The 24,250-nt window shown below is 34.0% G+C and carries 26 protein-coding genes, 1 tRNA gene, 1 pseudogene and 1 riboswitch; of the genes and pseudogenes, 21 read left to right on the top strand and 7 right to left on the bottom strand.

Annotated elements, in window-relative coordinates; genetic code table 11:
* Positions 1-22 precede the first annotated feature (22 nt).
* The 7 genes and pseudogenes from CKV65_RS08000 (at position 23) to yedF (ending at position 5,953) form a co-directional block, all read left to right on the top strand.
* Positions 23-208 (top strand): DUF951 domain-containing protein, encoded by a 186-nt coding sequence (locus tag CKV65_RS08000; protein ID WP_027890585.1) that lies wholly within the window; start codon positions 23-25, stop codon positions 206-208.
* A gap of 53 nt (positions 209-261) precedes the next feature.
* A tRNA-Ser gene (locus CKV65_RS07995) sits at positions 262-349 on the top strand.
* Positions 350-647: 298 nt separating this feature from the next.
* Positions 648-1,604, top strand: a pseudogene (locus CKV65_RS07990) (IS30 family transposase).
* 102 nt (positions 1,605-1,706) lie between these two features.
* The gene (locus CKV65_RS07985) at positions 1,707-2,927 is read left to right on the top strand and encodes a molybdopterin molybdotransferase MoeA (RefSeq protein WP_027890408.1); all 1,221 of its coding nucleotides are present in this window, start codon (positions 1,707-1,709) and stop codon (positions 2,925-2,927) included.
* 17 nt (positions 2,928-2,944) lie between these two features.
* Entirely contained in the window at positions 2,945-3,907 is a 963-nt protein-coding gene (moaA, locus tag CKV65_RS07980; RefSeq protein WP_027890409.1) for a GTP 3',8-cyclase MoaA, read from the top strand.
* 65 nt (positions 3,908-3,972) lie between these two features.
* Positions 3,973-5,289, top strand: a complete 1,317-nt coding sequence (locus CKV65_RS07975) for a nucleobase:cation symporter-2 family protein (RefSeq protein ID WP_027890410.1) — start codon at positions 3,973-3,975, stop codon at positions 5,287-5,289.
* 52 nt (positions 5,290-5,341) lie between these two features.
* On the top strand, positions 5,342-5,953 hold the full coding sequence (gene yedF / locus CKV65_RS07970) for a sulfurtransferase-like selenium metabolism protein YedF (protein WP_027890411.1): 612 nt from the start codon (positions 5,342-5,344) through the stop codon (positions 5,951-5,953).
* On the opposite strand, the gene CKV65_RS07965 is transcribed toward yedF, so the two are convergent.
* The gene (locus CKV65_RS07965) at positions 5,948-6,526 is read right to left on the bottom strand and encodes a nucleotidyltransferase family protein (RefSeq protein WP_027890412.1); all 579 of its coding nucleotides are present in this window, start codon (positions 6,524-6,526) and stop codon (positions 5,948-5,950) included. The two genes, yedF and CKV65_RS07965, sit on opposite strands and share 6 nt — an antisense overlap.
* Before the next feature lie 27 nt (positions 6,527-6,553).
* Here CKV65_RS07965 and yqeC point away from each other — a divergent pair, with 27 nt between their 5' ends.
* The 3 genes from yqeC (at position 6,554) to CKV65_RS07950 (ending at position 9,113) form a co-directional block, all read left to right on the top strand.
* On the top strand, positions 6,554-7,276 hold the full coding sequence (gene yqeC, locus CKV65_RS07960) for a selenium cofactor biosynthesis protein YqeC (RefSeq protein ID WP_027890413.1): 723 nt from the start codon (positions 6,554-6,556) through the stop codon (positions 7,274-7,276).
* Between the two features lie 62 nt (positions 7,277-7,338).
* Positions 7,339-8,142, top strand: coding sequence for a selenium-dependent molybdenum cofactor biosynthesis protein YqeB (gene yqeB / locus CKV65_RS07955; RefSeq protein ID WP_036254818.1), 804 nt, complete (start codon positions 7,339-7,341; stop codon positions 8,140-8,142).
* Positions 8,139-9,113, top strand: coding sequence for an XdhC family protein (locus CKV65_RS07950; RefSeq protein ID WP_027890414.1), 975 nt, complete (start codon positions 8,139-8,141; stop codon positions 9,111-9,113). The genes yqeB and CKV65_RS07950 overlap by 4 nt, the downstream gene beginning before the upstream one ends.
* A gap of 56 nt (positions 9,114-9,169) precedes the next feature.
* On the opposite strand, the gene CKV65_RS07945 is transcribed toward CKV65_RS07950, so the two are convergent.
* From CKV65_RS07945 to CKV65_RS07920, 6 genes are all read right to left on the bottom strand, one after another.
* Positions 9,170-9,562, bottom strand: a complete 393-nt coding sequence (locus CKV65_RS07945; protein ID WP_027890415.1) for a pyridoxamine 5'-phosphate oxidase family protein — start codon at positions 9,560-9,562, stop codon at positions 9,170-9,172.
* 14 nt (positions 9,563-9,576) lie between these two features.
* Positions 9,577-10,065, bottom strand: a complete 489-nt coding sequence (locus tag CKV65_RS07940; RefSeq protein WP_027890416.1) for a MogA/MoaB family molybdenum cofactor biosynthesis protein — start codon at positions 10,063-10,065, stop codon at positions 9,577-9,579.
* Positions 10,066-10,503: an MOSC domain-containing protein gene (locus tag CKV65_RS07935; protein ID WP_027890417.1), complete on the bottom strand. Its 438-nt coding sequence runs from the start codon at positions 10,501-10,503 to the stop codon at positions 10,066-10,068.
* A gap of 3 nt (positions 10,504-10,506) precedes the next feature.
* A complete protein-coding gene (moaC, locus tag CKV65_RS07930; protein ID WP_036254820.1) occupies positions 10,507-10,989 on the bottom strand; it encodes a cyclic pyranopterin monophosphate synthase MoaC in 483 nt (160 codons plus the stop codon).
* Between the two features lie 21 nt (positions 10,990-11,010).
* Positions 11,011-11,205, bottom strand: a complete 195-nt coding sequence (tatA, locus tag CKV65_RS07925; protein ID WP_027890419.1) for a twin-arginine translocase TatA/TatE family subunit — start codon at positions 11,203-11,205, stop codon at positions 11,011-11,013.
* A gap of 94 nt (positions 11,206-11,299) precedes the next feature.
* Positions 11,300-13,771 (bottom strand): heavy metal translocating P-type ATPase, encoded by a 2,472-nt coding sequence (locus CKV65_RS07920; protein WP_081654863.1) that lies wholly within the window; start codon positions 13,769-13,771, stop codon positions 11,300-11,302.
* Positions 13,772-13,963: 192 nt separating this feature from the next.
* Between CKV65_RS07920 and CKV65_RS07915 the strand changes: the two genes are divergently transcribed.
* From CKV65_RS07915 to CKV65_RS07865, 11 genes are all read left to right on the top strand, one after another.
* The gene (locus CKV65_RS07915; protein ID WP_036254821.1) at positions 13,964-14,554 is read left to right on the top strand and encodes a GNAT family N-acetyltransferase; all 591 of its coding nucleotides are present in this window, start codon (positions 13,964-13,966) and stop codon (positions 14,552-14,554) included.
* 49 nt (positions 14,555-14,603) lie between these two features.
* Positions 14,604-14,773, top strand: a riboswitch (cobalamin riboswitch).
* 119 nt (positions 14,774-14,892) lie between these two features.
* On the top strand, positions 14,893-15,999 hold the full coding sequence (gene cbiD / locus CKV65_RS07910) for a cobalt-precorrin-5B (C(1))-methyltransferase CbiD (protein WP_027890421.1): 1,107 nt from the start codon (positions 14,893-14,895) through the stop codon (positions 15,997-15,999).
* Positions 15,984-16,610 carry a precorrin-6y C5,15-methyltransferase (decarboxylating) subunit CbiE gene (gene cbiE, locus CKV65_RS07905; protein WP_027890422.1) on the top strand — a complete coding sequence of 209 codons (627 nt, stop codon included), beginning with the start codon at positions 15,984-15,986 and terminating at the stop codon, positions 16,608-16,610. Before cbiD ends, cbiE begins: the two co-directional genes overlap by 16 nt.
* Positions 16,611-16,643: 33 nt before the next feature.
* Entirely contained in the window at positions 16,644-17,225 is a 582-nt protein-coding gene (gene cbiT, locus CKV65_RS07900; protein WP_027890423.1) for a precorrin-6Y C5,15-methyltransferase (decarboxylating) subunit CbiT, read from the top strand.
* Positions 17,226-17,249: 24 nt separating this feature from the next.
* Positions 17,250-18,008, top strand: a complete 759-nt coding sequence (cobM, locus tag CKV65_RS07895) for a precorrin-4 C(11)-methyltransferase (RefSeq protein ID WP_027890424.1) — start codon at positions 17,250-17,252, stop codon at positions 18,006-18,008.
* On the top strand, positions 18,008-19,060 hold the full coding sequence (locus tag CKV65_RS07890; RefSeq protein WP_027890425.1) for a cobalt-precorrin 5A hydrolase: 1,053 nt from the start codon (positions 18,008-18,010) through the stop codon (positions 19,058-19,060). The genes cobM and CKV65_RS07890 overlap by 1 nt, the downstream gene beginning before the upstream one ends.
* Entirely contained in the window at positions 19,051-19,788 is a 738-nt protein-coding gene (gene cobJ / locus CKV65_RS07885) for a precorrin-3B C(17)-methyltransferase (RefSeq protein WP_027890426.1), read from the top strand. The genes CKV65_RS07890 and cobJ overlap by 10 nt, the downstream gene beginning before the upstream one ends.
* Positions 19,785-20,552, top strand: coding sequence for a precorrin-6A reductase (gene cobK / locus CKV65_RS07880; protein ID WP_027890427.1), 768 nt, complete (start codon positions 19,785-19,787; stop codon positions 20,550-20,552). Before cobJ ends, cobK begins: the two co-directional genes overlap by 4 nt.
* Before the next feature lie 31 nt (positions 20,553-20,583).
* On the top strand, positions 20,584-21,219 hold the full coding sequence (locus CKV65_RS07875) for a precorrin-8X methylmutase (RefSeq protein WP_027890428.1): 636 nt from the start codon (positions 20,584-20,586) through the stop codon (positions 21,217-21,219).
* Between the two features lie 39 nt (positions 21,220-21,258).
* On the top strand, positions 21,259-22,644 hold the full coding sequence (locus CKV65_RS07870) for a cobyrinic acid a,c-diamide synthase CobB (RefSeq protein ID WP_027890429.1): 1,386 nt from the start codon (positions 21,259-21,261) through the stop codon (positions 22,642-22,644).
* 70 nt (positions 22,645-22,714) lie between these two features.
* Positions 22,715-24,235: a cobyric acid synthase gene (locus CKV65_RS07865; RefSeq protein WP_036254826.1), complete on the top strand. Its 1,521-nt coding sequence runs from the start codon at positions 22,715-22,717 to the stop codon at positions 24,233-24,235.
* Positions 24,236-24,250 lie beyond the last annotated feature (15 nt).

The raw sequence follows: 24,250 nt of genomic DNA, 5'->3' as shown, positions 1-24,250 counted from the left end.
AATAAAAGGGACGGTGTTATATTTGGAAAAAGTGCAATACAATGTTAATGATGTTGTACGCATGAAGAAAAAACATCCATGTGGTAGCGATACTTGGACAATCATTCGCACTGGTATGGATTTTGGTTTAAAATGCACAGGTTGCGGTCATTTCGTAATGATGCCACGCCCTAAATTTGAAAAGATGGTACGCGGCATAGTTAAATAAAACTTGTCTTTTATTTATATCAATGGTATAATTTTGCTTGATTTACTGATAATGGAGAGGTGTCCGAGTGGTCGAAGGTGATTGACTCGAAATCAATTGTACCGAAAGGTACCGTGGGTTCGAATCCCACCCTCTCTGCCAGAGATATTTAGAGCTTTGCGAGATTTTCGCAAAGCTTTTTTTGTATGTAATTTTGTATTTATAGAGTTTTTTATATTGTGTTGAGGTTTTGATTTAGGTTATAATATAGCCAATAAGAATAAATTATTAGATAGAAGGTCAAACATTATTTGGCATTACAGACCTGCTTTAAAGCAGGTCTTTTTTGTTTGATGGATTGTATAATGAAGTGCAACATCTAAAAAAATAAAAAACTCATTATGAATTTTCGTGTAAAATAAAGTTACCACACAAAATCCACACGAAAGGAAAATTCATAATGAGCTATCATCATCTTACTATATCTGAACGTATTCGTATAGAACGTATTCGTATAGAGGTTCTTTCTATTTTAGGTTATTCTACTCGTTTTATTGCTAAATTTTTACATCGTCATCATTCTACTATTGCTCGAGAACTATCTCGTAATAAAATTGAAAATGAATATATCTCTTCATTTGCTCACAATAAATATCTTGAACGTCGTAAAAATTCTTCTTGCTCTAGTAAATACAATGATGTTCTTTCTAATCTTATTTCTGAAAAATTACATGAAAACTGGTCTCCAGAACAGATTTCTAATGCACTTTTAAATGGTAAACTTTCCTTTAAAACTATTTATAATTGGATTTATATTGGTAAATTAAAAGGTATTTCACTTAAGAATTTACGACATAAAGGAAAACGTAGAAAAAAGGAAACACGTGGTAAATTCTTAATAGGAAATAGTATCACAACTAGACCAAAAGATGTAAAAAGTAGAAAAACTTTTGGACATTGAGAGTTAGATACCATAGTATCTAGTAGAGGAAAAGCTAAAGCTTGTTTAACAACATTTGTAGAAAGAAAAACAAGATTTTATGTGGCAATAAAAATAAAAGATAGAACAGCATCATCAATGCTAAAAGCAATAAAAAAGTTAGTGAAAGTACTACCAAAAAAGGCATTAAAAACATTTACAACAGATAGAGGAAAAGAATTTGCATGTTACAAAGAAGTAGAAAAATTAAATATAAAAGTATATTTTGCAGATGCTTATGCAGCATGGCAAAGAGGTAGCAACGAAAATTCAAATGGGTTATTAAGAGAATATTATCCAAAGAAAACAGATTTAGGACAAATATCTAATGATGATTTAATAAAAAAATTAATATTATTAAATAGTAGACCAAGAAAATGTTTAAATTGGGATAATCCATTTAATTTATTTTTAAAAGAAGTGTCGCACTTGGATTGACAATTCATCGTTTTAATAAAAGTATATTGTAGTCAGGAGTATTTTTTGACTTAGTAATAAAACTGCCGTAGTATTTTATTATAGAGTAAATGAGGTGAGTTTATGGGTTATCGTGAATATATCGAAAAAGGTCCAATGCCTACACGCGATGATATGAAGAGCTTTTTGCGTCAAAAAATGAATTTTAATCGTCGCTATGAAGAAGTGGATTTGTATCAAGCAGCGGAAAGAGTGGCATTTGAAGATATAAAAGCGCAAACAGTGTTGCCAAAACAACCTGTAAGCAAGATGGATGGAATTGGCGTGAAATTTGCTGATTTTGCAAATGGTATGCCGGATACAAGTTCATGGATAGAAGGTAAAGAATTTATTTTTGCCAATACGGGTTGTGTAGTTCCATTTGAATATGACACAGTTATTTTAATTGAAGATGTACGTTTTGAAGATGGTAAGTTAAAAATATTGCAAATGCCAGCTAAAAAAGGTCAATTGATTGACCCTGTAGGCAGTCTTATTGGTGAAGATGAAGTCTTAGTATATAAAAATGAAAAAATTACACCTCCGCTTTTAGGTCTTTTGGCATCTGGTGGAGTTAAAAAAGTAAAAGTCGTAGCAAGACCAAAAATCGTATTTTTGCCAACAGGTGATGAACTCGTTTCATGGCAAAATACAGATTATCCAGCAGATAAAAATGTAGAGTCAAATAGTATAATGTTATATGGTTTTGCTCAACAGTATCAAGCAGATTTGAAGGTATATCCGATTGTGCCAGATGATAAGCAAAAGATAAAAGAAGCTTTAACAAAGGCAAGCTGCGAAGCAGATGTAATTTTAATCAATGCAGGTTCTTCAAAAGGAACGAAGGATTTTACTTTAGATTTATTGGAAGTTGAAGGCGAAGTGCTCGTTTATGAGTTAGGCTGTAGACCGGGTAAACATTCTAGTTTTTCCGTGTTTAACAATAAACCTGTGCTGGGAATTGCTGGACCGCCAAATGGTGCAGAACTTGCCATGCGTTTTTATTTAAAATCCATCGTAGATGAATACTATAATCAAGCAGAAGATACAGTGATTAAAATATCTGCTATAGTGGATTTTGATTTTACTGCACCTAAAAATGCTGATTTTTGTTTACAAGTGCATCTTTTTAAACAAGATGGTAAATACCATGCTCAATATATTAATCCAAAAGGTGTTACACGTTCAACTTTGTTGCACAAATACAACGCGTTTATGTATGTGACAAAAGGTCATAGTTTAATAAAAGGGCAAGAATTTACAGCTGAACTTATCGTCGATGAAAAAGAAATAAGTTTAAAATGATACGATGAGGATTTTAAATGCAGGATTGTTTTAATCGTAATATAGAATATTTAAGAGTATCTCTTACAGCAAAATGTAATTTGTGTTGTGTGTATTGCATGCCTGAAAATGGTTGTGTAGTTACAAAAGAAACATTGACGTTAGATGAATTTTGGCGTTTAATAAAATTAATCTGTAAGACAGGTATAAAAAAGATAAGATTGACAGGCGGTGAGCCATTACTTTATCCAAAATTGCTTGATTTAATAAGAAGAATAAAAACCTCAACGCAGATTGAAGAAATTGCATTGACGACAAATGGCATTTTATTAGAAAATAAAATAGAAATGCTGAAACAAGCTGGTCTTGATAGTATTAATTTAAGCTTAGATTGCTTAGATAAGGATTTGTTTTTTAAGATAACACGTGGTGGAAATATCAATTCAGTATTAGCAGGAATAGATAAAGCTTGTACTAGTGGTATAAAATTAAAGATAAACAGTGTTATTTTAAAAGATATCAATGAAACAGAAATAATTCCTTTAGTGAATTTTGCACAAAAAAATAATATTTTATTGCGTTTTATTGAACTCATGCCAATAAATGCGGCACAAAATTATCAGGGTGTAGATGAAGTTATTATTTTGGATAAATTGACACAGTTTTTTGGCAAAGCTGAATTGATTTTAGAAAATAATTCACCGGCTCATTATTATAATTTTGCTGATTTAAAAGTACCCGTTGGATTTATTTCAGCTATGTCACATAAATTTTGTGCGAAATGCAATAGAATACGTTTGACATCAGTTGGCTTTTTAAAGCCATGTTTGCATGATAATAGGGGATTGGATTTAAAATCTTTGTTAAAAAAAGGCACTTCTGATGAAGAGCTTATGCAAAAAATAAAAAAGACAATATATACTAAACCACAATGTCATCATTTAAATGATGTATCATTTGCACAAAAAGAAACACAATCGATGTCGCTCATAGGTGGATAATTAGTGCTTAGCACTTAATTATATATTTTATTTTTTTATAAAAAACAATAGGAGGTTTTTTAGGAATGAATAATTCTGTACATCCGGTTGATGAAAGATTACCGTTGGGTCAGACTTTCTTGTATGGTCTTCAACATGTATTAGCTATGTATGCTGGTGCTGTAGCTGTACCGCTTATTGTAGCTTCTGCTATTGGTCTTAGTACAGAGGATTTAATTTATTTAATTAATGCAGACTTATTTACAGCCGGTATTGCCACATTGATTCAAACATTGGGGCCTTGCAAAATGGGTAGTAGATTGCCACTTATTCAAGGGGTTACTTTTGCAGCTGTTTCGCCAATGATTATGATTGGTAAAGCCGATGGGCTTACAGCGATATATGGTGCTGTTATAGCCAGTGGTATATTTATGTTTGTGGCTTCTCCATTTTTTAGTAAATTAGTTAGATTTTTCCCTCCAGTAGTAACAGGTTCTGTTGTTACTATTATTGGTTTATCTTTGTTGCCAGTTGCTGTAAGATGGGCTGGTGGTGGTAATCCAGCAGCAGAAGATTTCGGTAGCCTTCCGACATTGATGTTATCTACTTTTGTTTTATTGTTGGTAATAATTTTTTATCGTTTCTTTAAAGGATTTTGGAAGAATATCTCAGTATTGTTAGCACTTTTAATCGGTACCGTTGTAGCTTCATTCTGTGGTTTTACTGATTTTAGTGCAATTGGCGAAGCTGATTGGATAGGGCTTGTTACACCACTTCATTTTGGTATACCAACATTTGATATTCCAGCAATCATCGTTATGATATTAGTTATTCTCGTTGTTATGACAGAAACAACAGGTGATATTATTGCAATCGGTGCTATCGTTGGTCGTCCTGCTGATGAAAAAACGATTACTCGTGGTTTACGTGCTGATGGATTTTCTACAATGTTAGGTGGCTTTTTAAATACATTCCCATATACAGCATTTGCGCAAAATATCGGTCTTATTACACTCACAAATGTAAAAAGTCGTTTTGTAGTAGCAGGCTCTGGTGTTATTTTGATTTTATTAGGTTTATTTCCTAAAATGGCAGCTATTATAGCTTGTATTCCTGCTCCTGTTTTAGGCGGTGCTGGTATTGCTATGTTTGGTATGGTTGCAGCTAATGGTATTAGAGTATTGTCAAGAGTACAATATGAAGGAGATAATAACTTTAATCTTTTAATTGTTGGCATAAGCTTGGCAATGGGTCTTTTGTCCATGGCTGTTCCAGAAATATTCAAGCATTTCACTGGTATTTGGAGCATCATTTTCCACAGTGGTATAACGATTGGCAGTTTAACAGCTATTATCTTAAATGCAATTCTAAACGAAGCAAGAACAATACACATAAAGAAATAAAAAATAAACCTCCTTTAGTTTTTAAAGGAGGTTTTTTAAAAGGGTGATTTTTATGGAAAAGACAATTGATGCAAGAGGACAGAGTTGTTTAAATCCCTTAGCAATGGCAAAAAACGTTTTAAAAACTTTATCAGTTGATGATAAATTAAATGTAGTAGTAGATAATATTGTTTCAGCCCAAGATTTAGAAGAAATGGCAGAACAAATGAATTTGCCTTCACAAAAAATTCAACAAGGAACAGATTATGTTGTATCTTTATTTGTGAAAAAATCTTTTTTTGTTCCTCAATATGATGAAGTAAAAAAAGATGAAAGTTTAAAGTTAAAGAGTTCATTTATTGTAGTCATTGATAGTGAATTTATGGGTAAAGGCGATAATAAATTAGGTACTAATTTATTAAAAAGCTTCATTTACACATTGGCATCTTCAGAAGAATTTCCAACAAAAATAATCATGTATAACAGTGGTGTAAAATTAGCGGTAGATGGTTCTGCTGTTTTGGCAGATTTGAAGAAATTGCAAAATGTAGGTGTAGAAATACTCGTAAATGATACATCGTTAGAATATTATGGGCTTAAAGATAAATTAGCTGTTGGAAAGCTCATATCCATGGCTGATTTAATAAAAATACAAGTAGAAGCAAGAAAGATAATAAAACTATAATATTATTTTATCTATAGTATCGATATCGATAAGTTCGATAGCTTCATTGACTTCAACCAATGTTAATTCATTTAGATGTTTTTTTATGACTTCGCGCCCGCCAGTATCGCCATTGACTTTTAAAAGTTCGGGAATGTATTTTGCAGAAAAAATGACAGGATTGCCACGTTTTTGTTTATAAGACAAAGCGCATATACCATTTTTTTGTTGCCAAGTATCATAAAGCTTTTGAAGGCTATCGAATTTTAAATAGGGCTGGTCGCAAACGATAAATAAATATCCAGAAAAATTTTGGTTTTGCTGTAAGGCTGCTTTAATACCTAGTTTCATAGAATGAGATTGACCGAGATATGTTTCAGTATTTTTGATGATTAAAGTATCTTGGTCAATTTTTTTTGTGATTTGCGGGTATTTTGTGACGACAATATTAAAATCGGGTGATAGTTTTTTTATTAATTTAAATGTGTATGAATACATAGGGCGATTGTTTATCGGAAAAAGCAACTTATTTTGACCGAAACGAGAACTGTTGCCAGCTGCTAAAATAATGGCACATAAAGATTTTTTAGACATGATAAACCTCACGAAAGAGATGATTTTATGTATAAATTATATCAGTATATTGATGGTGAATTAAAGCAAAATAGTTTGAGTGATTTTTTGCAAGTTAGGAAAAAAGATATAATCTCTTTTGCTGGAGCAGGTGGAAAGACTTCAACTATTTTTGCATTGGCAAATGAATTAAAAGATATGAATTACAGAGTTTTAATTACAACGACGACGAAGATGTTTTTAGAAAAAGAAGCAATTACAGTACAAGATGAAAAAATCATAGAAAAAGCATTGCAGAAAAATAAATCAGTGATTGCTGGTACAGATTTAGGCAAAAAAATGGGTGCATTTGATGAGGACTTTTTAAAGAAGATAATAAATTACAGTGATGTAACTTTAATTGAAGCCGATGGAGCACAGCGAAAGCCTTTTAAAATGCCACGCGATTATGAACCTGTATATATAGAAAATACGAATAAAATCGTTTATGTAGTGGGAATGACATCACTTGGGCAAGAGATAAAAAATTTATCACGCGCAGATATCATAGCTGATTTTTTAGTTAAATCTTTAGATGAAAAACTTAGTGTAAAAGATATGATAAAAATATTGCTTAGTGAAAAAGGTGCTAAAAAAGATATAGGAAAAAGAGATTTTTATATAATTTTAAATCAAGTGGATAATGAAGTGTTATTGCAATATGCTATGGAAATATCGTCTGTTTTAAATAAATATGGTATACAGATAGCACTAACTAAACATAAAATTTAGTATAATAAAATATGATATGAATTGAAAACGATATTTTTAATATAAGAGAAAGAAGGATATATATGCAGAAGATTTTAATTAAAGGTGCAGGAGATTTAGCAAGTGGAATAGCGTGGCGCCTTAGACGAGCAGGTTTTAATGTGTTGATGACAGAAATCGCTCAACCGCTTACAGTAAGACTTACTGTTTCATATTCAAATGCTGTTTATGAAGGTGAAGTAGAAATAGAAGGCATTAAAGGTGTTTTAGTAAAAGATTACATGCAGGCACAAGAAGTCATGTTAAAGGGCGATATTGCTGTGATAGTTGATGAACAGGCAGATGTTAAAGATGAATTTAAGCCGAATGTGATTATTGATGCTATCATGGCAAAGAAAAACCTCAATACTAAAATCGATGATGCTCCAGTCGTAATAGGCGTTGGCCCTGGTTTTTGTGCTGGCAAGGATTGCGATTATGTAATAGAAACGAAACGTGGTCATTTCTTGGGCAAAGTTATTGAACAAGGTGAAGCGATAGCTAATACGGGTGTTCCAGGCAATATTGGTGGCTATACAATAGAGAGAATTATTCGCTCAAATGGTGAAGGTGTATTTAAATCAGTGGCTAAAATTGGTGATAGTGTAAAAAAAGGCGATATAGTAGCTTATACAGAAGATAGACCGATTTATGCTTTAATAGATGGCATTGTGCGCGGTATGCTTCATGATGGTATTGTCGTTTCAGATAAAATGAAATGTGGCGATATTGACCCACGTGCAGAAAAATCACATTGCTTCACTATTTCAGATAAATCAAGAGCCATCGGTGGTGGTGCTTTAGAAGCTGTTATGTATAGTTTAATAAAATCAGGAGAAATAGAATGATTAGATTAAAAAATTTTTGGCAGAAGATAAAAGCAGAACTTTTAGCAGAAAAAGATGTAGTGTTAGCGCTTATCGTGGAGAAAAAAGGCTCTGCACCGCGTGGTGTAGGTGCGCATATGTTGATTTTGCAAGATGGAACGACTGTCGATACGATTGGCGGGGGCATCTTAGAACATTTATCAGTAGAAAAAGCTAAGGTTAATTTAGTGCAGAAAAAATCATCAATAGAAGATTTTTCTCTAAATAATAAAACAGCAGCACAAATTGGCATGGTTTGTGGTGGACAGATAAAAGTATTGTTACAATATTTAAATAAAAAAGATTTACCGCAGATTGAAACAGCGATAAATTTATTAGAAAACGGACAAAAATTCATCGTGAAAATTGCTTGGAAAAATCAAATGAATGAATTTGATTTCACCATTTTAGCAAAAGAAGATAAAGAATTAAAACATAAATCTTCACTTGAAATAAATGCAGATGGTGGGATGTATTTAGAAAAATTTAAGCAAAATCCTACCGTGTATTTATTTGGTGGCGGATATGTAGCGCAAGAAGTGGCAAAACTTTTGCCTGATTTAGAATTTGATTATGTAGTTATAGAAGAGCGCAGTGAATTTGCTAATGAAAAATATTTTCCTAAAGCGCGAGACATTATAATAACTCAATATGAAGATTTTTCATCTAAGGTGAAAATCGCTAAGACGGATTTTGCAGTGGCAATTACAAGTGGACATGAAAAGGACACGATTGTATTAGAGCAATTATTGAAAATAAAACCGGCTTACATCGGTGCAATCGGTAGTAGACATAAAAAAGCGTATGTAGAAAAATATTTACAACAACATGGCTTTGATGAAGCACAGATAAAAAGTATAGTGATGCCGATAGGGATTGATATAAAAGCTGAAACGCCAGCAGAAATAGCAATTAGCATAGTAGCACAGCTCATACAAAAACGAGCACAATAAAAATAAAAGCCTTTTGTCATTATTTTTTAGACGAAAGGCTTTTTACTTATATTTTATTAGAATGTTACTGTTTTTGATTTACCAGTTAAAGAAGCAAAAGTAGCAGTTGCATCTTTTAAATAATAAACAACAGTATTACCATCGCCTGCTTTGTACATGCTTTTTAGTGTAGGATAATGGTTTAACATATCTTCTTGTGCACTAAGGCGATTATCTTCAACGAGTGTAGCAGAAATTCTAAGCCAAGTATCGTCTTTCATAGCACAAAGTTCTACTTTAGGATTTTTAGCAATTTGCTTAGCTACATCTTTTTTCTTGCCAGTTTGAATATACAATTTATCTTCAAATAAGTTGATGGTGCCAAATGGTCGTACGCGTGGCTGTTCATCTTCTATTGTAGCTAAATAATAAGTTTTTGCTGATTTTAGAAATTCATAAACTTCTTGCATGATAAAACCTCCAATTACTTTCTAGCACATTCACTGTCAAGATTAAGCATGATTTTTAAGCCATGGTCTAAAGTTGGCAGTATATAATCTAAACATTCTTTGACAGCCTTAGGACTGCCAGGAAGGTTGATTATCAAAGATTGTTTTCTGATACCAGATGTAGCGCGACTGAGCATAGCGCGCGGTGTTATCTTAAGGCTATAAGCGCGAATTGCTTCAGAAATTCCCGGTGTTTCTTTTTCAATGATATCGCGGGTTGCTTCAGGTGTATTGTCGCGTGGAGAAAATCCAGTTCCACCAGTAGTGAAGATGAGCGGAATTTTTTTATCGGATAGTTCTATTAATTTATCGGCAATTAAATTTCTCTCATCGGGCAAAACATCGATAGACACAACTTCATAATTAGCTTCTTCGAGAATTTTTTTTATGCAAGAGCCACTTAAATCTTCGCGCAATCCTTTATAACCTTTATCACTAGCTGTTATAATAGCGGCTTTAAACATTTAATCACCTTCTATTGTAATCACATCATTTGCTTTTATAATGCCACCATTTAAAACGATAGCAAAAACACCTTCATTAGGCATGATACATTCACCTGTTTGTTTTTGAATATTACAGCCTAAATGACATTTTTTGCCAATTTGTGTTATTTCAAGCAAGATATCATTACATTTTAATTTTGTACCTACGGGCAAATGTTTTAAATCAATGCCTTCAACTAAGAGATTTTCACCGAATGCGCCAGCAGGTACTTTCATATCGTATTTATTTGAAAATTGTCGAACGGCTTCTACTGCGAGTAAACTTATTTGGCGATGCCATTTGCCAGCATGAGCATCATTTTTTAAACCGAAGTCTTTTATCATTTCGCCAACAGGTATTGCCTTTTTTAATGTTCCTTTTTTTTCACTGATACATACAGCTAAAATTTTTCCCATATATTACGCCTTTCTATCATAAATTCCAGATTTGCCGCCTTCTTTATGCACTAAATGGATGTTTAATATTTCCATAGAGCGGTCAAGTGCCTTACACATATCATAAATGGTTAAAAGTGCAACGCTTACAGCATGGAGTGCTTCCATTTCTACACCTGTTTTTCCACTAACTTTCGTTTGTACAATGGCATTTATTAAAAAATTTGTTTCATCTAATTCAAAATCGACAGTGGCTTTAGTTATAAAAAGCGGATGACAAAGTGGAATTATATCGCTTGTTTTTTTTGCCGCCATGATACCAGCAATGCGAGCGACAGCTAGGACATCGCCTTTTTTAGCTGTATTATTTTTAATGGCATAAAAGACATCTTCATTTACTTTGATAGAGCCTTTAGCAATGGCAATGCGGTCTGTGATGTCTTTGTCATTGACATCTACCATGATAGCATTTCCTTCATTATTAAAATGAGTAAAATTTGTTGTCAAAATATATACCTCAAATGATTGTTATTTTAATTTTTTTGCAACATCAGATACATCTTTTATGGTTTTAGCTGTTTCTGTGATATCTGAAGTGGAATTTCTAAATTCTTTAATGCTTTTGCCGAGTGCTTTGCTGATTTCTGGCAATTTTTTAGGACCGAAAATCACGAGAGCAATCACTAAAATTAAAATAAGTTCAGGAATACCGAGTCCAAACATTTTAATTCTCCTTTATGTTTATATGGTTTTCATAATTAAATTATATCATGAAAATAAAAAACTGCTGATAAGAAAATCAGCAGTTTAAGGATTTTTAGTATTTTTTATAGAGAATTCTAATTGAGTTTAAAATACATATCATGGCAACGCCAGTATCAGCAAATACGGCTGCCCACATGGAAGCATATCCTGCAAGACCTAGCACCATGATTAATACTTTTACAGCTATGGCAAATACGACATTTTGCCAAGCTATTTTGAGCGTATCACGAGAAATATTTATAGCTTGTAAGATAGAATGAACTTTAGAATTCATGAATACGACATCAGCGGCTTCGATTGCGGCATCAGCGCCACTTCCCATAGCTGCGCCAACATCGGCACCAGCTAAGATTGGAGCGTCATTTATGCCGTCACCGACAAAAAATACATTGCCGTATTCACTGCGCAGCGAAGAAAGTTTTTCCAATTTACCATCTGGCAAAAGTTTTGCATGAACTTTATCAATGCCGACTTCATTAGCTACGGCATGAGCTGTATGTTCATTATCTCCCGTTAACATAGCAGTTACTAAGCCTAAAGATTTTAATTTTTGAATAGTTGTTTTAGCGTCTTTTTTTATCGTATCTCCAATGATTATAGAGCCAGCATATTCATTATTTATAGCTATGAATATTTCTGTGCTAGCAGAATTTTTTATATCATCAGGCAATGCGATATTAAAGCGTTTCATCAAGCGCTTATTACCGCAGAGGATATTTTGATTATTTATTTTGCAGACTAAACCTTCACCAGCGATTTCTTGATTTTCTTGTGCTGTTTGGAGCGTGATTTGTTGATTTATAGCTTCATTTACAATACTTGTGGCGATTGGGTGTGTGGAAAATTTTTCAGCGCTAGCACAATAGGATAATAATTCTTTAGCGGAATGTTTTTCTGTAGGATTGATTTCTTTGACTTTGAAACTTCCTTCAGTGATAGTGCCTGTTTTATCCATGACGATTGTCTTGATATTTTTGAGCGCTTCAATGGCTAAACCGCCTTTGAATAATATGCCTTGGCGAGAACCTCTGCCAATACCAGAAAAGAATGCGAGTGGCACGCTTAATACAAGAGCACATGGACAACTGATGACGAGAAAAGTCAATGCTGTATAAATCCAGTATTCCCAATTGCCCGTTATAAGTGATGGAATGATGGCAGTGATAGCAGCGATAGCGACGACGATTGGTGTGTAAATGCGAGCAAAGCGAGTTATGAAGCGGTCGATTTTAGGTTTATTAGCAGCAGCATTTTCAACCGATTGTAAAATGCGAGAAACCATGGATTCTGAAAGAATTTTATCTACACGCATTTTTATGACGCCAGATATATTTAGACAGCCAGAAGTTACATGGCTATTTGGTGAAATTTTTATAGGGACTGGCTCGCCCGTTACAGGTGAAGTATCAAGGCGGCTTTCACCTTCGATGACTGTTCCATCTACAGGAATTCTATCACCAGCGCGAACGAGAATTATATCATTTACTTGCACTTTTTCAGCAGGAAGAGAGATGATTTTATCATCTTTTATTAAATTGACTGTTTCCGGTCGTAAATCAACTGCTTCCATAATTTGACTGCGACTTTTTTCTGTAGCGCGTTCTTCAAAATATTCGCCAATGCGATAAAAAAGCATTACGCCGACAGCTTCTGGATATTCTTTAATGCCGAAAGCACCGAGCGTAGCGATACTCATTAAAAAGTTTTCATCAAAGACATTGCCACGGAAAAGATTAGTTATGGCGGTTTTTATTATTTTCCAGCCAAGAATTAAATATGCGATGATATAAAGATAAAGTGAAAATTTGTCGGGAACTAAATCAGTGAATTCACCGATTACAAATAAAATTGCGCCGATAATGATTTCAGCAATGGCTATATTTTTTTTATTAAAGAAATTTGTATCTTGTGTATCAATAGATTTTTTATTTTCTGAGCGCAAAGTGATAGTAGTGCCGGGTTCTACACTATTGGCTATTTTGCGCATAGTAGGCAAAAGTTCATCGGGATTTTTAGCTACGATTTTCAATTGCTTTGTAGCAAAAGTCAATGTAGCGTTATAAACTTCTGGCAGTTCATTTAATTTGTGTTCAATTTTAGCGGCACAATTAGCGCAATCAATATTGTCAATCGTGTAAATTTTTTCTACATAACCAGATGGAATAGCATTATTTTGAAATGGTGTAATAGTAACACCAGGTTCAATAGTATTTGCTATTTTAGTGATGGTATCGAGTAATTCATCGGGATTTTTAGCTGTGATTTTTAACTGTTTAGTCAGAAATGTCAATGAAGCATGCTCAATTTCGGGTAATTCATTGAGTTTAGTTTCAATTTTAGCGGCACAGTTAGCACAATCAATATTATCTATTTTATAAATTTTTTGTTGGTATTCATGGAAATTTGCTTCGTGATGTGTATTATCATCTTCATGATGACAACAATTACAATGGTGTTCGTGTGTGGAATGATTATGGGTATTTAAATTTTTGTCGTGTAAAGAACAACTGTCAGAAGTAGTCATGGTAATCCCTCTTTTCCCTATTTTATCTTTAATTTTATATACCCATAGGGGTATACTTAAAATATATCTTATTGTATATTAAATGTCAATAATGAATATCAATTATAATTTTAAATTTAAATAGATGTTGAAATTAAATCTTTTATCGTTTTAGAATATTTAAAGCTAAAAATTTTTTGAGGTGAATTATTCATGAATATAAAATTTCGCTTAGCGCAGTTAAGTGATGCTGAAGATTTGTTAAATATTTATGCTCCATATGTAAAAAATACAGATATTACATATGAGTATGAAGTACCAAGTATTGATGAATTTAGACGGAGAATGGAAAATGTATTGAGTAAATTTCCGTACATCGTAGCAATAGTCGATGATAAAATTGCAGGTTACGTATATGCGTCTACATTTAGACAGAGAGTAGCGTATAATTGGGGACTTGAAACTTCTATCTATATAATGGAACAATTTCAAGGCAATCATTTAGGTGAAAAATTATATAAAATATTAGAAGCGATACTGCAAAAACAAAATATCACTAATTTATATGCGAGCATAACGTATCCCAATCCGCAAAGCATAATGTTTCATACAAAAATGGGTTATAAAAAAATAGCTCATTTTACAAAATGCGGTTATAAAGCTGGAAAATGGCTTGATATGATTTTCATGGAAAAGATGATAAACAAGCACTGCATTCCAGCAAGGAAAATTATTTATCTGCCTGATATGCCGAAAAGTGAAATTGATGAGATTTTAGATATGTATAGCAGTAAAAATAGGTGATTGAATAATCAGTTGCAGTATTAAAAGATAATGCCTATAATATTATTATGTTAATTTTATAAAGACAGGTGCGTTAGCTTAATAAGGAAACCGGAAAGCCGGTACGGTCCCGCCACTGTAAGGGGAGCTTGCTTCAATTATGTCACTGAATTGTATTTGGGAAGGCGAAGTACAGCGAAGAACCTAAGTCAGGAGACTTGCCTGTTGGGAAAACACCGCGAAAATTTATTTATAGATTTTCAGACTCACGAGAGATGGGCAGGTGGATAGATATTTTTACATTGAGGTAAAATCTGATGTAGGAGTAGTATATCTTCCTGTCTAAGGGAGATTTTTTTATGCACAAAAAGATGAAAAGTGGCTATACAACGGGTTCATGTGCTGCGGCAGGAACTAAAGCGGCAATCTTAGCGCTACAAGGCAATATCGTAAATGAAGTAGATTTATATGCTTTAAGTGGTGAGCTATTGCATATTCCTATTAAAAACATAGAATTTACTGAGCACGGTGCAAAGGCAGAAGTCATCAAAGATGGTGGCGATGACCCGGATATTACACATGGTTCTTCTGTGTTTACGGAAGTAGTAATAAATCCGCAAGGTGAAATGATAAATTTTCATGCTGGTTTAGGAATTGGCACGGTGACACAGCCTGGTCTTTCTGTAGCACCGGGACAGCCTGCAATAAATCCAGGCCCGCGCAAGATGATGACAAATGTTGTACGCGAATTATTGCCAAAAAATTATGGCTGTGATATTACAATTTCAATACCGAAAGGTGTGGAATTAGCTAAAAAAACTTTAAATCCTATATTAGGAATTGAAGGTGGCATCTCAATCATTGGAACGACAGGTATTGTGCGTCCGATGTCCGAAGAAGGCTTTAAAAATTCTTTGACGCCACAGATTTCCGTAGCAAAGGCAAATGGTTTTGATGATATAGTATTTGTTCCGGGAAAAATAGGCGAAAATATAGCAAAGAGTTTAGAATTGCCACAAAAAGCATTAATTCAAACGAGTAATTTTATCGGTCATATGTTGGAATTTGCCGCTGATGAAGGTATAAAATCCGTATTGCTTTTAGGTCATTTAGGCAAATTAGTAAAAGTTTCTGGCGGAATTTTTTATACACATAGCAAAATAGCTGATGCGAGATTAGAAATATTAGCTTCATATGCTGCTTTACTCGGCATGGATAAAGAAGGTATAGAAGAAATTTTTAAAGTTAAGACGACAGAAGCTGCTATGCCAATTATTGAAAAATATAATTTAAAGCAAAAGGGTTATTATGATTTATTAGCACAGAGAGCTAGTTTGCGCAGTCAACAACATGTATTTAATGCGCTGAATGTTGGCACTGTCATTGTGACTTTAAAAGGTGAAATCCTAGGTATGGATGATAATGCAAGACAAATAGGTGGTAGATTGGGTTGGAATTTAAAATAATTGTAGCTGGCATTGGTCCCGGTGCAAGAGAATATGTAGTGCCAAAAGCTTTAAAAGCTATTGAAAATGCAAAAGTATTAGTCGGTGGCAGTAGGGCTTTAGCTGATTTTGCACGAGAAGGTCAAAAGACTTTTGCTATAAAAGCTGATATCAAAGCAGTTATGAACTTTATCGGTGAAGAATTAAAGCAAAATGATGTAGTTGTGATGGTGTCAGGAGACCCAGGTTATTATTCTTTGCTGAGTTCATTGAGAAAGAATTTTTCGCTTGAGCAGATAAAAGTCATTCCGGGGCTTAGTTCAATGCAAGTTGCATTTGCTAAGATAGCACTTCCATGGCAAGAAGCAAGTTTACTTAGTTTTCATGGCAGAGTGCCAAAAGATGAAGATTTAGTATACGTTAAAGGGCGAATTATCGGTATGCTCACGGATAATAAATTTAATTCAGGGCGTATTGCAGAATATTTAATAGAACGCGGTTGGGATAAAAATGCAAGAGCGTATATCTGTTCAAGATTGTCTTATCCCGATGAAAAAATTGCTTGTTTATCCTTAGAAGAAGCACAGACAAAGGAAATAGCTTCTCATTGCGTGATGATAGTAGAAGGTTGATATAAAAATTATAGAAAGAAAGTTGGTGTATTATTGAATTTACCAGGAATAGCAGATGAAGAATTTATTCGCGATAAAGTGCCGATGACAAAAGAAGAAATTCGCATTTTGACGATGTGCAAAGCGAAGGTTAGACCAGATGATATCATTTGGGATATTGGCGCTGGCACAGGCTCTTTATCCATTGAAGCGGCTTTACTTGCTCCACAGGGAAAAGTTTACGCTATAGAGAAAAAGGATTTAGCAGTTAATTTATTGCATCAAAATATCGCTAAATTTAAATTAGAAAATAATGTAGAAGTCATTGCTACAGAAGCACCAAAAGGTTTAGATGATTTACCTAGTTGCGATGTTGTGTTCATCGGTGGCAGTGGAAAGCATATGTTTGAAATTTTGGATTTAATTGATACTAAATTAAAAACAGGTGGCAGAATTATCGTAAATGCCGTTACCATTCAAACGATAGCACAGATTACAGAATACATGACAAAAAAAGAAAATTACACATATGAAGCAATTCAAGTGCAAGTTAATCGTTTGCGCAAGATTGGTTCTTATGATATGTTTAATGCACAAAATCCAGTTTATATTGTTACTTGTAAAAAAGTAAAATAACGTGAATTAGGGAGGATATTTTTTATGGTTTATATTGTTGGCGCAGGCCCTGGAGACCCAGAACTCATCACAGTTAAAGGACAGAGATTGTTAAAAGAAGCAGATGTAATAATTTACGCTGGTTCACTCGTAAATCCAGCTTTATTGGATTATGCTAAACCAGAATGTGAAATTTATAACAGCGCTTCAATGACTTTAGGTGAAGTTATTGAAACGATTACTGCTGCTGAACAAGAAGGTAAAATGACAGTTAGACTTCACACTGGTGACCCAGCAATTTATGGCGCTATTCAAGAACAGATGGATGAACTTTCCCGTCGCAATATTGAATACACTGTAGTTCCTGGTGTAAGTTCTTTCTTAGCTACAGCCGCAGCATTAAAACAAGAATATACTTTGCCAGAAATTTCTCAAACAGTAATCATTACGAGAAACGAAGGTCGTACACCTGTACCTGAAAAAGAAAAATTAAAATCATTGGCATCACATCAAGCTACTATGTGTATTTTCCTCAGTGTACATATGATTTCTGATGTTGTTGAACAATTGATTGAAGGTGGCTACGATAAGACAACACCGATTGCTATTGTGCAAAAAGCTTCTTGGCCAGAACAAAAAATAGTACGCGGTACACTTGAAACAATAGCTGATATTGTTAAAGAAAATAATATTTCTCGTACAGCAATGATTGTCGTTGGCAAATGCTTAGACACAGAATATGCAAAATCTCGTCTTTATGCACCAGATTTTAGCCATATGTATCGTCAAGGTACAGATAAATAATGAAATATGCACTAATCGCTGTAACTGAAAATGGCTTAAATTTAGCTGAAAAATTGCAGCTTGAATTACAAGACTGCGATATTTATGTAAAAGAAGGACGACAAAATCTGTCGAAAAATGCTATTTTATTTGCTAAAATGCGAGATTTAATAGCAGAGATTTTTTATAAATATCAAGCATTGATTTTTTTCACTTCAACTGGTATTGCAGTGCGAATGATAGCACCGTATATAGTTCATAAATCTAAAGACCCAGCTGTTATAGTGGTAGATGAACAGGCAAATTTCGCTATAAGTCTTCTTTCTGGTCATTTAGGTGGAGCAAATGAACTCACCGATAAAGTGGCTAAAATATTAAAAGCAGTACCTGTGATTACAACTGCAACAGATGTAAATAAAATGATTGCTCCAGATGTCATTGCGCGCAAATTACAATTGAAAACAATTCCGTTTAGCCATATAAAAAATGTAAATGCTGCTATGGTAGCTGGCATAAAAGTGCCGTATTATGTAGATGAAGATTGGCAAAAAGCTGATGAATACGTAAAAGCTTTGCAACAATTTAATATTACGGCAAAAAAAATCAAAATGAGCAAATTGAACTTGAGCTATACGCCTTGTGTGTTTATTTCACCGAAAAGGCATATTATGACAAATGTGTTGATGCTTTCGCCACTTCGTTTGATTGCAGGCGTTGGCTGTAGAAAAAATGTCGATAAAAATTTGATAGATAAAGCGATAATTGAGGCAAAAAAAATGGCTAATTGTGAAGCTTTAGAGATAAAAAATCTCACTTCTACAGTTGTAAAAGAACATGAAGTAGGATTACTTCAATGGGCAAATGAACATGAAGTAAAAACACATTTTTTTGCCAATGATATCATGCAGAAAATGATTGAAAAATATAATTTGCAAAAATCTGCATTTGTGGAAAAGCAAATTGGTATAGGCAATGTTTGTGAAGCGGCAATATTGTCGTATAACGAACAGGCAAAGATAATTTTGCCAAAAACAAAATTTGAGAAAGTGACGGTATCTTTAGCATGGGAATAATTAAAGTTATAGGTATAGGACCTGGCGGTAAAGACGATATGACACCGCGCGCATTAAAAGCAATTCAAGAAGCTGATACAGTAGCTGGTTATAATACGTATATAAAATTGATAAATTATCTTTTAGATGGAAAAAATGTCATTGGAACAGGCATGATGCAAGAAATTGACCGTTGTAAAATGGCACTTGCTGAAGCTGTAAAAGGTCATAATGTAGCCGTAGTTTCAAGCGGTGACTCTGGTGTTTATGGAATGGCAGGACTTATTTTGGAATTGCTTTTAAAAATGCCAAAAGAAGAACGCCCACAAGTTCAGATTGTAGCAGGACTTAGTGCTGTAAATGCGGCAGCTGCTGTATTAGGTGCACCACTCATGCACGATTTTGCTATCATCAGTTTGAGTGATTTATTGACTCCTTGGAAATTGATTAAAAAACGTGCAGACCTTGCAGCTCAAGGCGATTTTGTAATCGGTTTGTACAATCCGAAAAGCCATAAACGCGTACACCATATCGAAGAAATCCGCGAAATCATGTTAAAACACAAAGACCCTAAAACTCCAGTTGGCATTGTAAACAATGCGAGTCGTGAAAATGAAACAATGGTTATTTCTGATTTAGAAAACTTCACTAAAGAAGATATCAATATGTTCTCTATGGTAATAATCGGTAATAGCAAAACATTTGCTAAAGATGGTTTTATGGTAACACCTAGAGGTTATGAAGTATGATATTTGTAGCTTCTGGAACGCAAGACGGCAGAGGCTTAGTAGAATGTTTATTGGCTAAAGATTACAAAATAATGGCTTCTGTTGTGACCAATTATGGTAAAAATTTATTGCCAAAACATGAGAATTTAATAATCAATGACCATAAGCTTGATGAAGTGGCTATGCAAGAATGTTTAAAAGAGCACGATATAAAAGTATTCGTAGATGCAACGCATCCATATGCTGTTAACGTATCACAGACGGCAATGCGAGTTTGTAAAAAACTTAATATACCGTACATTCGCTATGAACGTGAAGTTACGCCACTACCTGATTACGATAAATTGCATATAGTGAAGACATATGAAGAAGCTTCAGAGCTTGCTATGCAATTAGGTCAAAATATATTTTTGACGACAGGTAGCAATCGTTTGGATTTATTTGCTGGAGATGGCAAAAAATACAATCGCCATATTGTAGCAAGGGTATTGCCTGCCATAGCTTCTTTAGAAATCTGTGAAAGATGTGGTATTTTGCCACGTGATATAGTGGCATTACAAGGGCCTTTTTCAGAAAAACTCAATATAGATTTATATGAAAAATATAAAGCTGATGTAGTCGTTATGAAAAACAGTGGCACACTTGGCGGTACAGAAACTAAATTAACAGCAGCTATAAAAATGAATTTAGAAATCGTGCTTATCGATAGACCGCGCATAGATTATCTTAATATGGTACATGATTATGATAGTGTTGTTGATTTTGTAAAAAAATATGAAGGTTGATTAAATCTTATTGTATTTTAGGAGGTATATGATGAGCTTTATTAAAGACCCAATGGCTATTGAGGTTCGTAGCTTTGAAATAATTAAACCGTATATTGAAAAATTAAATTTAGATGAAGCACAGACAAAAATTTATTCACGCATTATTCACGCTTCTGGTGACGTGGATTATGCACCACTCATTCATATTCATGAAGATGCTGTAGAAGCGATGAAAAAAGCATTGCTTTCTGGTTGCAAAATTTATACTGATGTAGAAATGGTTCGCACAGGTATCAATAAACGCAAATTAGCAACTTGGGGCGGTTCTGTAGAATGCAAAATTGCAGACCCTGAGATTATAAAATATGCAAAAGAAAATGGTGTAACTCGCTCTATTGCCGCTATGCGTTATTTTGGCAAAGATTTAAATGGCGCTATTGTTGCTATCGGCAATGCACCAACAGCTTTATTTGAAGTAATTCGTTTGATGAATGAAGAAAATATTCGCCCTGCTGCTATTGTTGGTACACCAGTTGGTTTTGTTGGCGCAGCAGAATCAAAAGATTTATTGATTGCAGAATCAAAAGTTCCATATATCACTGTAACAGGTACAAAAGGCGGTAGCCCGATTGCAGTAGCATGTATCAATGCTGTAATGTACCTCATTGATAATACACGCATTTAATTAATGTATTTTTGAGTATTTTTATATGGGTGGATAATCATGAAAGAAGTAAACATTCCACGTGTAGTAATTGCAGCTACGCAAAGTAGTTCGGGGAAAACTACTGTAGTTACAGGTATTTTGCGTGCGCTTAAAAATAGAGAGATGGTAGTTCAACCGTTTAAAGTTGGACCGGATTATATTGACCCATCATATCATGGTATGGCAGCAGGTAGAGCAGGTCATAATCTCGATACTTGGCTCGTCGATGAAAGTAAGATAAATGATTTATTTGTGCATGAAACAGATGGAGCAGATATCGCTATTATCGAAGGCGTTATGGGGCTTTATGATGGCGGCAAAAATGGCATAAGTTCTACAGCACAATTAGCTAAAAAGTTAAATGCTCCAGTTGTTTTAGTAATCAATGTGCAATCCATGGGCGACTCAGCAGCTGCAATCGCTTTAGGCTTTAAATTATATGATGAAGAAGTCAATTTAGCGGGTGTAATTTTAAATAGATTGGGTTCACCAACGCATAAAGCGCTTATAGAAGAAGCTTTGGCAAAAATAAATATTCCAGTGTTAGGTGCAATTTATCGAGATGATAGTGTTCATATGCCAGAACGCCATTTAGGACTTACACCAGCACAGGAGAATAATGCTAAAGAAGTCATAGAAATTATTTCTGAAAAAATTGCTAAAGAAGTGTATTTAGATGAAATAATAAAATTGGCAAAGACAGCTCCACCAATAAAAGTGCAAGAACATCAGCAAAAAGAAATCGCTAAAGATGTAGTGATTGCAGTAGCAAATGATAAAGCATTTTCTTTTTATTATCCAGCTAGCTTAGCACAATTAGAGCAATATGGAGCTAAAATTGAATTTTTTAGTCCGCTAGAAGATGAAGCTATTCCGCAAAATGCGTCTGCTTTAGTTTTTGGCGGAGGATTTCCAGAAGTTTTTGCCGATAAATTAGCGCAAAATAAATCCATGTTGAACTCTATTAGATTGGCAAATGAAAATAAAATGCCGATTTATGCTGAATGTGGTGGTTATATGTATTTGATGAAAGGTATTTTTGATTTCGAAAATAATTTTCATGAAATGGTAGGCATTATACCAGCTACAGCTAAAATGAATAAAAAATTGCAGACTGTTGGCTATGTAAAGGCACAGAATTTGCAAGATAATATTTTGGGCAAAAAAGATATGGAATATCATGGACATGAATTTCATTTTTCAACTCAAAATGAAGATGATGATAAATCATTTCCATGGGCTTTTGAATTCACAAAGATGCGTAACAATGCTAAATATAAAGCAGGCTATGCTAAAGATAATATTTTAGGTTCATATTTGCATTTGCATTTTTTAGGCTCTATGAAAGCAGCGCAATCTTTAGTGGAAAAAGCTAGAGCATATAGTTTATCTAAGCAAAAATAAATATATGTTAAATCATGTATATCGTTTTGTTAAGAGATATTAAATAAAATAGTAATAAGGGATAATGGATATGAAACATATAATGTTACAAGGTACTTCTTCTCATGTAGGAAAAAGTATACTTACAACTGCATTGTGCCGTATTTTTTATCAAGAAGGCTTGAGCGTTGTTCCATTTAAAGCGCAAAATATGGCTTTAAATTCATATGTAACAAAAGATGGCGATGAAATGGGACGCGCGCAAGTGGCACAAGCTGAAGCGGCAGGACTTGAACCATTTGTAGAAATGAATCCTGTATTGTTGAAGCCAACAGGCAATTCTTGTTCACAGGTAATTTTAATGGGAAAACCTATTGGCAATATGTCTGCACGCGAATACCATAAAGGATATTCGTTAAAAGCATTTGATACAGTAAAAGAAGCCATTCGCCGTTTAGAAGAACGCTTCGACATGATGGTAATTGAAGGAGCAGGCAGTCCAGCAGAAGTCAATTTAAAAGCAAATGATATCGTAAATATGCGCATTGCAAAATACTTAAATGCGCCAGTGCTTTTGGTGGCAGATATTGACCGTGGCGGTGCACTCGCTTCACTTGTTGGAACTTTAGAGCTTTTAGAACCAGATGAACGCGATTTAGTAAAAGGTTTAGTGATAAATAAATTTCGCGGTGATGTTACGATTTTGCAACCAGCACTTGATTTTCTTGAAGAAAAAACAGGTAAACCAGTGCTTGGCGTAATTCCGTATTTACCAGATTTAGGTATTGATGATGAAGACTCTGTTTCACTTGATGATAAAGTAGTAACGAAGGATAAATCAAATGCACCGATAAAAATTGCAGTAATTCAGACGCCGAAAATTTCTAATTTCACAGATTTTGATGCATTAAGTAGAGAAGATGATGTAAATCTTTATTATGTAAAAGAAGGCGAAGAAATCGGTGAAGTTGATTTGATTTTGCTTCCTGGCAGTAAGAATACGACAGAAGATATGTTGTATTTGCGTAATAGTGGCATGGAAGAAGCTATAAAAAAAGCTCATGCTAAAGGTACGCCAATTATTGGAATTTGCGGTGGCTATCAGATGCTCGGTGAAAAAATTAGTGACCCATATCATACGGAATCCGATAATGATAGTGTAAAAGGTTTAGGCTTCTTGCCAATGGAAACGATTTTCGCTGAAAAGAAATTGACTTCACAAGTAAAAGCAAAATGCTTTAAATGGCATTTCATGGGTGAAAGCTTAGAAGTTGATGATTTATTCGGCTATGAAATTCATATGGGTGAAACTTGCTTTACAAAAGAATGTTTAAATCCATTTTTGATAACACAGAGAGCTGGCAAAGATGTTGAAATCACTGAAGGATTGATAAATGATGAAGGTAATGTAATGGGCGCATATATTCATGGAATTTTTGATAATGATAAATATCGTCGTGGTTTAATCAATATATTGCGCAAACGCAAAAACTTAGAACCATTGCCAGTATCTGTAAATTATGCAGCAGCTAAACAACATGCTTATAATCGTTTAGCGCAAACAGTTCGAGAAAATCTTGATATGGAAAAATTGAGACAAATAATAGGTTAATAATAAAAAATGCAG

Source organism: Megamonas hypermegale (assembly GCF_900187035.1).
Taxonomy (GTDB): domain Bacteria; phylum Bacillota; class Negativicutes; order Selenomonadales; family Selenomonadaceae; genus Megamonas; species Megamonas hypermegale.
The sequence above is the reverse complement of the archived record's forward strand: the minus strand, read 5'-3'. Positions and strand labels throughout refer to the sequence as shown.